At 36.2% G+C, this 5,322-nt stretch carries 8 protein-coding genes; 3 read left to right on the top strand and 5 right to left on the bottom strand.

What is annotated here, in order from left to right:
- Nucleotides 1-179: 179 nt before the first annotated feature.
- On the top strand, nt 180-743 hold the full coding sequence (locus M983_RS09285; protein ID WP_066749779.1) for a gamma carbonic anhydrase family protein: 564 nt from the start codon (nt 180-182) through the stop codon (nt 741-743).
- Here the strand turns inward: M983_RS09285 and M983_RS09280 are convergent.
- The 5 genes from M983_RS09280 to dprA are packed head-to-tail and all read right to left on the bottom strand — an operon-like array spanning nt 719 to nt 4,067.
- Complete coding sequence (locus M983_RS09280) at nt 719-979, bottom strand: DUF1488 family protein (protein ID WP_066749778.1); 261 nt, start codon at nt 977-979, stop codon at nt 719-721. The genes M983_RS09285 and M983_RS09280 overlap by 25 nt on opposite strands.
- Entirely contained in the window at nt 976-1,800 is an 825-nt protein-coding gene (gene aroE / locus M983_RS09275) for a shikimate dehydrogenase (RefSeq protein ID WP_066749780.1), read from the bottom strand. The genes M983_RS09280 and aroE overlap by 4 nt, the downstream gene beginning before the upstream one ends.
- 7 nt (nt 1,801-1,807) lie before the next feature.
- Nucleotides 1,808-2,377 carry an L-threonylcarbamoyladenylate synthase type 1 TsaC gene (tsaC, locus tag M983_RS09270; protein WP_066749777.1) on the bottom strand — a complete coding sequence of 190 codons (570 nt, stop codon included), beginning with the start codon at nt 2,375-2,377 and terminating at the stop codon, nt 1,808-1,810.
- Entirely contained in the window at nt 2,370-2,927 is a 558-nt protein-coding gene (locus M983_RS09265; protein ID WP_066749776.1) for a DNA topoisomerase family protein, read from the bottom strand. Before M983_RS09265 ends, tsaC begins: the two co-directional genes overlap by 8 nt.
- 18 nt (nt 2,928-2,945) lie before the next feature.
- Nucleotides 2,946-4,067 (bottom strand): DNA-processing protein DprA, encoded by a 1,122-nt coding sequence (gene dprA, locus M983_RS09260; protein ID WP_066749775.1) that lies wholly within the window; start codon nt 4,065-4,067, stop codon nt 2,946-2,948.
- 131 nt (nt 4,068-4,198) lie between these two features.
- Between dprA and def the strand changes: the two genes are divergently transcribed.
- Together def and fmt are read left to right on the top strand one after the other, a co-directional pair.
- Nucleotides 4,199-4,714 carry a peptide deformylase gene (gene def, locus M983_RS09255; protein ID WP_066749774.1) on the top strand — a complete coding sequence of 172 codons (516 nt, stop codon included), beginning with the start codon at nt 4,199-4,201 and terminating at the stop codon, nt 4,712-4,714.
- A 26-nt stretch (nt 4,715-4,740) separates the two neighbouring features.
- Nucleotides 4,741-5,322, top strand: a 582-nt coding sequence (gene fmt, locus M983_RS09250) for a methionyl-tRNA formyltransferase (RefSeq protein WP_066749773.1), incomplete at its 3' end; no start/stop codon positions are given.

The following is a 5,322-nucleotide window of genomic DNA, read 5'->3' as shown; positions in this document are numbered from 1 at the left end:
GAGCCCCACGTCTACTTTTAGTACAAAAAATGCTTTAATTGGATAAATTACATACTATTCATCTTTTATAAGACATTTTCTCTCATGCGTAGTGAAACTGATTCCTGAAAAATATGCTACGTTTTAATACTCTATTTTATCTAATTTATTAGAAATACAATTAAATCTAAGGTATGAACATGAAGAAAACGGCAATTAGAAAATATTTAGAGCTATCACCCTCTATTGATAAAGATGTTTTTATTGACGAAACAGCAACTGTAATTGGAGATGTTCGACTTAGCATGGATGTTAGTATCTGGCCTATGGTAGTAATTCGTGGAGACGTTAATTATGTCAGCATAGGTAAAAGAACAAATATTCAAGATGGTTCGGTTTTACACGTCACTCATATATCAGAGCAAAGTCCAGAAGGTTTCCCACTTATCATTGGTGATGATGTTACTGTTGGACATAAGGCTATGTTACATGGATGTAATGTTGGTAATCGAATTTTAATCGGGATGGGTTCAATATTACTTGATGGTGTAATTGTTGAAGATGATGTGATGATTGGAGCTGGTAGTCTTGTGCCGCCAGGAAAAAGACTTGAAAGTGGGTTTCTTTATTTAGGAAGCCCTGTAAAAAAAATTCGCCCTCTTTCATCAGCAGAAATAGATGGCTTAATCTATTCTGCTAATAATTACGTAAAATGGAAAAACGATTATTTATTTACAACTCAAACAGCCATTGATAAAGAATAATAAGGATGAAGAGTTGATAATTCATATTCAGCTACCAACTCTTCAAACTCATCTTCTATATCCCAACGATTTTTTTTAAATAATAGTATTCCCTCACCATTACCAAAACGTTCAATGAGTTCGTTTTCACTAATTTGACAATCAAAAAGCATCCCATCAATCATTACAGGAAATAAGACTACTTTATTTTCTACTAGCCATGATTCTCTATCTGGAAATTGAATTGACTGATTCATTGGTTCAATTTTTCTCTAAGCAGTGTTAAAACTGGATTTATATCAGGAACAAAGTCATACCATAATTCAAAAGCATAAGCGGCTTGACCTACTAGCATTCCTAACCCATCAGATAATTGGGTGCTACCATGCTTTAATGCATTATATAAGAAGGAAGTAATGCCTGCTTGGTAATAAAGATCATAGCACGCAGTTTCAAATCCATAGACTGAGTTAGGTACTGGTGGTAGATCCTCTGTCATACTAGATGATGAAGCATTAATTACTAAGTCATAGTGCCTATCATCAACACTTTCTATAGGCTTTGCTCGGATTAAACCAAACTGACTAAATTCTTCAGCTAATTGCTGCGCCTTACTAAAAGTACGGTTGGTTAGTGTAATATCACAGTCATAGTCTAATAATGGAAGCAGTATTCCTCTTGTAGCACCACCAGCACCAATAACTAAAACTGATTTAACTTTTCCAGGAACGATAAAATCAAGTCTTGCTAAATCAAGGATCAATCCTTGGCCATCGGTGTTATCACCAAGTAAAGTTCCGTCTTCAAGTTTCTTAATAGAATTAACAGCACCACATCCTTTCGCTCTGTCTGTTAAGCTATCGACAAAACGAAAAGCCTCTTCTTTAAAAGGTACTGTTACGTTTGCACCTAGGCCACCTTGTGCAAAAAAATCACTGACTGTTTTATCGAATTCACCAAAAGGAACGAGTAAACGACCATATTCATAATGTATACCCGTTTGGTTTGAAAAAAATTGATGAATAAAAGGTGATTGACTATGTTCAATAGGATTTCCTAAGACTAAATACTTTTCCATCATATGGTTACCCTTGTCGATATAGCTCACCAGTCAATACATCTCGAATTTCAGAAGGATTTTTTCTTCCACCAACAAGACCTTGAACAATAGGAATACTATTCTGAAATTGTTCTTGCACTTCTTCTACTGTACGGCAAGGTGGTAAGCCACTGAGATTTGCACTAGTCGAGACTAATGGCTTCCCATATATACGGCATAATGTTTTTACTATTTCATGGTCTGTTACACGAACTGCTAGCGATGAAAATTGCCCTGTTAACCATTTAGGTGTTGTTGCTTTCGCTGGAATGACCCAAGTAACAGGACCAGGCCATGATGAAAACATTCTTTCACGTTGTTCAAATGTAAGTGCACTATCATCAATATAAGGCTTTAATTGCTCATAATTATCAGCAATTAGGATCAATCCTTTATCAATAGATCGTTGTTTTAATGCTAGCAATGCCATTATCGCTTCTTCGCTATCAGGATCACACCCCACGCCAAATACGGCTTCTGTTGGGTATGCGATAACTTTATTATTTTGTAACGCTTCTACAATAGTAGAATTTACAGGTGATACTTCATTATTCATGTTCTTCTCTTTTTAATTGTTGCTTTCCACATAATTTGCTGGCGCACACTAATCTTACTCCTTGAGAAGACCTTTTTTCCATTAATAATGGATAATGACAACACTCACATTCGCCATTTATAGGTTTATTGTTTAATACAAATTGACATTCTGGATATTGGTTACAAGCATAAAAAGTTTTACCAAACCGCGATTTACGCTGCAATAACTTCCCTTTTTTACACTGAGGACAATGAACTATGGTTTCATCAGGCTTATCAATTTGTTCAATATGTTCACACTCTGGATAACGACTACAGCCAATAAACATACCAAATTTTCCTTGCCGTAAAACTAAATCAGCACCACAGGACTGACAAGGCTGCCCTTCTAGGACTTTTATTATTTGGCTATCACCATGGGGCTTTAATGATTTAATGTAATGGCATGATGGGTAAGAAGAGCATCCAAGAAAAGGCCCATGCCCACCATTTCTCATGATCAAGGCACTACCGCACTCAGGACAGATATCTTGCTCATTCTTTTTTGTAAACGGTACTTTGTTTGCCATTTTCTTACCTCATTAAACTTATTCTAATCGAGTATAGCCACCAGCAACAATAGCGATTTTCTCAGCAAGCTCAAGCTCTAATAAAAGGGGAGCTAACTGAGAAGTTGATAATCCACTATTATTAGCAATTATATCAATCGGTATAACTTCATTAAAACGAAGAAAAGGGAGTATTTTATCTATTGCCAATTCTTGCTCTTGATTAAACACCTTATTTTCCACTTGAATATTTTCTATCTTCGGTGATTCGTAATTAATTTCTTTATCAATTGAAATCCATTTGAGAGAACTTGATATATATTCAATTAAATCATCAGGTGAAGAAGCTAAATTTGCACCTTGTTTTATCAGTTGATGATTACCTTCATAATGAGGATCAGCTAATAAGCCAGGTAAGACAAATAGCTCTTTTCCTTGCTGTAATGCATAATTAGCTGTAATCAGTGAGCCACTTTTAATACCTGCTTCTATAATAAGTAATGCGGTACTTAATCCACTGATAATTCTATTGCGCCTAGGAAAGTGTTTTGCTAAAGGTGGCGCCATGGGTAAATGTTCAGAAATAAGGACACCAGATTCTTTTATCTGTGTAGCTAAAGAGCGATGAAATGATGGATAAATATTCTCTAAACCACTACCTAAAACGGCAATAGTCACTCCGCCATTTTTTAAAGCGCTTCGATGCCCAATACCATCAATACCTTGTGCTAAACCACTCGTAACTGTTAGGCCTTTTTTAACAAGCTCTTGAGCAAAATAAGTGGCCCATTTAGTACCATAATGAGTTGCATTTCTGCTACCGATTAGTGCAATTTGTGTATTTGTTAAATATTCTCTATTACCTGCAACAAAAAGCAAAAGAGGTGGTGAAGAAATCTGCTTTAATAAAAATGGATAGTCTGAATCAGTTATTGTTAGTAATGCTGACTCATTTTTATCTAGCCACTTTAATGTACTTTTGACAGAATCTGCATGTAGCCTCATAAATTGGTAACTTTGTTGTTCTGATAAACCACATGCTTTTAGTTGGTTATGATTTAATTTTGTTGATAATTGTAAATATTCTATAATTTTAATTGCATTATTTATGGGGAGTCTTGAAACAGTATTAAGTCTTATCCATATTTCTCTGGCATCCATGCATTATCCTAATGTTATTTTTTAACAAACAAGGCAAGTGCTAAACACAGCAAATACTGTCAATCCAGACAATAAATGTCTAGAATAGACGTTAAATCTCATTCACATTTTAGAAACAGTCCAAATAAACTATGGCAGTGTTACACGTATTACATTATCCAGACGAGCGCCTTCGCACTATTGCTAAGCCTGTCGAAAAAGTTGATGCCGAAATCCAAAAAATTATCGATGATATGTTTGAAACAATGTATTTGGAAGAAGGTATTGGCTTAGCGGCAACGCAAGTTGATGTCCATCAGCGCATTATCGTCATTGATGTCTCTGAAACCAGAGACCAAAGGTTGGTTTTGATAAACCCAGAACTTCTTGATGCTGAAGGTGATACTGGTATCGAAGAAGGATGCTTATCAATTCCAGAACAGCGTGCTTTTGTCCCTCGCGCTGAGCGAGTGAAAGTAAGAGCTCTTGATTATAATGGTCAACCTTTTGAACTAGAAGCTGACGATTTATTAGCTATCTGTATTCAACATGAAATGGACCACTTAGTTGGTAAGCTATTTGTGGATTATTTATCTCCACTAAAACGCCAACGCATTCGTCAAAAAGTTGAGAAACTCGATAAAAGAAGAGCTAAAGCTGGACAGTAATTATTAAATTCAAACAGGAAGGAAACGTGTCTGATTCATTACGCATTATTTTTGCGGGAACGCCCGATTTTGCAGCACGCCATTTAGCTGCATTGTTAACAACACAACATTGTGTAGTCGGTGTTTTGACACCACCAGATAAACCCGCGGGACGAGGTAAGAAACTGACAACTAGCCCAGTGAAAGAATTGGCGCTAGCAAACGATATTCCTGTTTATCAGCCTACATCTTTAAAATCAGAAGAGAACCATGCATGGATAAAAGATAGGCAAGCCGATATCATGATAGTGGTTGCTTATGGCATGATTTTACCTAAAGCCGTTCTTGATATACCTAGATTGGGTTGTCTAAATGTTCATGGTTCTCTACTTCCTAGATGGCGAGGAGCAGCACCTATTCAGCGTTCGTTATGGGCAGGTGATAAAGAAACCGGCGTAACGATTATGCAAATGGATATAGGTTTAGATACTGGAGATATGCTGTATAAAGCCTCGTGTCCAATCACTAATGAAGACACTAGTGCTTCACTTTATGAAAAATTGGCAGAGCTTGGTCCTAAAGCATTAATCCACACGCTAGATCTAATAATCAAAGATCAATTATCACCA

The organism is Proteus myxofaciens ATCC 19692, from assembly GCF_001654855.1.
In the GTDB taxonomy this organism is placed as follows: domain Bacteria; phylum Pseudomonadota; class Gammaproteobacteria; order Enterobacterales; family Enterobacteriaceae; genus Proteus; species Proteus myxofaciens.
The sequence above is the reverse complement of the archived record's forward strand: the minus strand, read 5'-3'. Positions and strand labels throughout refer to the sequence as shown.